Source organism: Candidatus Phytoplasma gossypii (assembly GCF_030586975.1).
Classification (GTDB): domain Bacteria; phylum Bacillota_I; class Bacilli_A; order Acholeplasmatales; family Acholeplasmataceae; genus Phytoplasma; species Phytoplasma citri.
The window spans coordinates 1-3,536 of record NZ_JAOSIT010000045.1 but is presented as its reverse complement, the minus strand read 5'-3'; the positions used below and the strand labels follow the sequence as shown (position 1 = coordinate 3,536).

3 protein-coding genes and 2 pseudogenes are annotated in these 3,536 nt (G+C 32.2%); 2 read left to right on the top strand and 3 right to left on the bottom strand.

Annotation, left to right across the window (positions count from 1 at the left end; genetic code table 11):
• From OC698_RS02780 to OC698_RS02770, 3 genes and pseudogenes are all read right to left on the bottom strand, one after another.
• Nucleotides 1-409, bottom strand: a pseudogene (locus OC698_RS02780) (toprim domain-containing protein); the annotation flags it as partial.
• 178 nt (nt 410-587) lie between these two features.
• Complete coding sequence (locus OC698_RS02775; RefSeq protein WP_304513179.1) at nt 588-1,076, bottom strand: Panacea domain-containing protein; 489 nt, start codon at nt 1,074-1,076, stop codon at nt 588-590.
• 16 nt (nt 1,077-1,092) lie between these two features.
• A pseudogene (locus OC698_RS02770) lies at nt 1,093-2,127 on the bottom strand (DnaB-like helicase C-terminal domain-containing protein); the annotation flags it as partial.
• Nucleotides 2,128-2,270: 143 nt separating this feature from the next.
• Between OC698_RS02770 and OC698_RS02765 the strand changes: the two are divergent.
• Nucleotides 2,271-2,870, top strand: a complete 600-nt coding sequence (locus OC698_RS02765; protein WP_304513178.1) for a sigma-70 family RNA polymerase sigma factor — start codon at nt 2,271-2,273, stop codon at nt 2,868-2,870.
• Nucleotides 2,870-3,214: a single-stranded DNA-binding protein gene (locus OC698_RS02760; RefSeq protein WP_304513177.1), complete on the top strand. Its 345-nt coding sequence runs from the start codon at nt 2,870-2,872 to the stop codon at nt 3,212-3,214. The genes OC698_RS02765 and OC698_RS02760 overlap by 1 nt, the downstream gene beginning before the upstream one ends.
• Nucleotides 3,215-3,536 lie beyond the last annotated feature (322 nt).

The following is a 3,536-nucleotide window of genomic DNA, read 5'->3' as shown; positions in this document are numbered from 1 at the left end:
TTTTGTTATTAATTTTTTGTTCGTCAATTGGTTGTTTTGGTTTTAGAGGATGATATGATTGTTTCCAAAGGGGAGTAGTGGTTTTTGTTATTGTTTTTTCTTGGTGGATTAAGGTTTTAAATTCTTGGGTTTTCATAAAGTTATTAATTCTAATGAGGGCTTGTGAAAAGTTTTTACTTCCTCTCAGCGCCATATAAACATCAACAATATCATAATCTTTCCCACATTTCCAACAATGAATTTTATTATTCGCTGTGAAATGGCAACAAGTGGGATTCTTTCCTTGATGAAGCGGACAAGGAAAACGGTGGTTAATATTAAAGTTTGGAGGTAAAATTTTTAATTTTTTTAACAAAACAATCATCGGAAAATGAGTTTGGATGCGTTTTATTTGTTCTTGATAATTCATGGATTTGGCTCCTCATCATATATATATTGTTGTTTAAAAACAAAAAACCCCCTGAAAGTGGCTCTGGAAATGGGTATAAAAAAAAGACTCTCAAATGAGAGTCTTTGCTGGAATTGATTGATAAGGAGAATATTTTTTAACAAAAGAATAACGAAATTTAGCTTGGGAAATCTTAAGATTACTTTATTTTTTTGAAATTTTTCGTAAAATATTTTTTTATTATTTCGTCTTTCATAACATTTTTAGACCAATCTTCGTTATTATCCCAAGCCATTCGCCAAGGAGTTTCTTGATGTGCCAAATTAGATAAACTAGGAGTTTTTTTGTGGCCATATAATTTTATTATTCTATCAATTAACACACAATGTGCCTGAGTTAAATGTTTTTCTTCTCCTTTTTTAGTTCCGTGAGAAATGGGGTTATAAGTATAATGTTTGAATTCGTTATATAAATGAGGGAAAACAGGGCCGTGAAGCCAGGCTTCGATTGGCTCCTTAAAAATTGGTTGATTATTTTCAACTAAATATTTAGCATATGTATAATAAACCAGTTTTTGTAATTTCATATTGGTGATTTTACTTTTATTTGTTTTAATAATATAATTGGCAACATCAAAAATGGTGATTTTATTAGTTTCCATAATCATCTCCTTTGATTTGGTTTTCAATCATCTTTTTCTCCTTTTAATCATCTTCATCATCATCTTCATCGGAATAAGGCAAAACATAACCGATTTCTTGAAAGGTTTGGGTTCTCATTTCAAAATGATAAAGCAAGTCTTTTTTGGCGCCACTCCGATTCTTTTTAATGGCTAATTCAATGATTTTTTGGGATTCATGACCACGCGCTTTAGCATATAATTGTTGGCAATCACAATTATAAATATTAAAAGGCTTTTCGCGGGTTTTACTTAATTTCGGTTGGAATTCCGCCATCATTAAGACCAGATCGGAATTGGTTTCGATGCCGCCACTCCCTTTTAAAGCGGTAATCGCGGGGGATTTTCCTGAATAATTATGGTAAGTATCGCGGGAAAATTGAGAGAGAATAATAACGACGATCTTTAATTCCACAGCCAGTTTTTTTAATTTCGTCATAATTTCGTCAATGGCCAGACGATCATTTTCTAAATGATGAGTGGCTTTGGTAATTTGGAGATGATCAATCACCACAATCTCTATTTGTTGTTCTAAATGGCGCCGATAAACTAAATCTAAAACATAATCAATGTTTCTGGTAGAATCATAACTAAAAGTAATCTGGAGATTGTTCAAGAAGGGTTTGGCTATTCTCATCCTTTCCGTGTAAAGGGCAGGGGAAATGCCTGTCTCTTCCCAATTTTTGGTAAAAATAACTTCGAGGGGGATTTGGGTTAAGTTCGCTAATAAACGACTTAAATTTTCCGCTAAAGTCATTTCATAAGAAAAGACCAAGATCGGGGGGTAATGAGTTGTTTCTTGCCACTTAGTTTGGGAGATATCTAAGAGCAGATGGTAAACAAAACTAGTTTTACCTAAGCCCGTATAACCGCCAATCGTAATCACTTGCCCTTTTTTAAAGCCGTTAGTGGCTTGATTTAAACCGCAGAAGTTCTGGGAAAAACGGTAATATTCGGCGCGGATCGTTTCTTGGGCTTGACGATCAGTCTTAAAAAATTCAAGATGAACAGTAGCCATTTGGGGGATGGTGAATAAGGTTTGGTCAGAATGGTGGGGAAGCCTGAGGTGTTCCCAAACTTTAGACACTTTTTATTTTTTAAAAACTCTTGAAGACTAACTCTTAAGTTAGTCTTTTTTTTATTTCTAAGACTAAAAAAAATAATTTCCTGTCTTTTCTAAAAATATTTTTAGAAAGGAATTGCATGTTGAGACAAGAATTATTTAAAGAATTTTTAAAAAATAAAAAGAATTTAGCAATACGAGATCAATTAATTGAACTTCATCTACCTTTAGTTAAAAAACTAGTTTATCAATTTAAATATTATCCGCGTTGTTTAACCCGCGCCGATTTAGAACAAGAAGGAATTTTAGGCTTAATGAAAGCCCTCGATAATTACATAGATTTAGGTTATGATTTTTTAGCTTATGCGAAACCCCATATTCAGAAAGCGATTTCCGAAGCCATTCGAAAAATGACTAAATCGATTCCTTTAGTTAGTTGGGTAGATCATTATCATTATCCTTTAACATCGCCCTTATTAACACCGCATCAACACTGGTTAAAACAAGGGCATCACGAACTTTTTTTAAAAAAAATGAAGACGACATTAAGTACAAAGGAATTTAAAATTATTCATTTAAGTTTTGGGATTCCTTTAGGCAATATCCATGAAAATTACCAAAACTGTTATACCAACACGGAAATTGCTGAACAACTCAATTTATCTTTAAAACAAGTCGAAAACATGAAAGCGCAAGCGATTCAGAAATTAAAAAAAATATATCGAAAGAGCGATAAATGATGTTAAACAAAGTTCAATTAATCGGCCGTTTGAGCCATAATTTAGAAAAACAATACATTAATAGCCATCACGAACAAATTCCCAAAATTGATTTTCAATTAGCTGTTAATCACAAAGAACAAGCCCAATTTATCCCTTGTGTCGCTTTTCGGAAACTAGCGGAAAACATGAGTCAATATTTACATAAAGGTTCCAAAGTATATATCGAAGGGAGTTTATCGATCCAAAAATATCAAAATCACCAAGGCCAAACAAGAACCACGACCAAAGTGATTCTCCAAAATGTCATCTTTTTAGATCATAAACCGCAAGACAATAAATCACAAGACAATTTACCTTTTTAACGATAAATTTCATGAACGCCTTTAGGCTTTTGAAAAGAAGAAGAAGGAATTAAAAGATATCGATATGAAACAAGTTAATTGTATTTTTGATTATTTGGAATATCCTTATATTGATTTTAAGAAACTAAAAACTAAGAGGTACCAATCATGGAATCGCCCATTAACATTTTCGATGTTGCCAATTATATTATCGATAATTTTCATCAAAAATATGAACTTACTCGAATGAAATTACAAAAAATTATTTTTTATGTTTATGTCCAACATTTAATTGAAAATAACGGTGAGCCTTTCTTCCAAGATATTTTAGAAGCATGGCTAT